Source organism: Pseudomonas sp. K5002 (assembly GCF_013386655.1).
Classification (GTDB): Bacteria; Pseudomonadota; Gammaproteobacteria; order Pseudomonadales; family Pseudomonadaceae; genus Aquipseudomonas.
The window spans coordinates 1-379 of record NZ_JACARK010001567.1 but is presented as its reverse complement, the minus strand read 5'-3'; the positions used below and the strand labels follow the sequence as shown (position 1 = coordinate 379).

Annotated in this window: 1 pseudogene; it reads left to right on the top strand. The window is 63.9% G+C overall.

The window, feature by feature from the left end:
* Positions 1–379, top strand: a pseudogene (locus HX846_RS37980) (translocation/assembly module TamB); the annotation flags it as partial.

Sequence of the window (379 nt, the reverse complement as noted above, 5' to 3'; positions counted from 1 at the left end):
AGATCGACATCAAGCTGACGCGCCTCGCCCAGCTCTGGCCGCAACTGCGCGGGCAGATGAATGGTCGCCTCGACGTCGCCGGCACCCTGAAAGCGCCGCAAGGCAAGCTCAACCTGGTTGGCCAGCAACTGGCGTTTGAAGATAACCGCCTGCAAAACCTGACCCTGGACGCGAACCTGGATAATGCCCAGCGCGCCAAAGTCGACCTGAAAGGCAGTGGCATCCAGGCCGGTGAAACCCAGCTCGGCACCTTCAGTGCCAGCGCCCAGGGCGATATCAAAAGCCAGAAAGTCCAGCTCGACCTGGCCGGCCCGTTGCTCAAGCTGGCCCTGGCCCTGGACGGCAACCTCGACAAAGGCAACTGGCGCGGGCGCCTGGC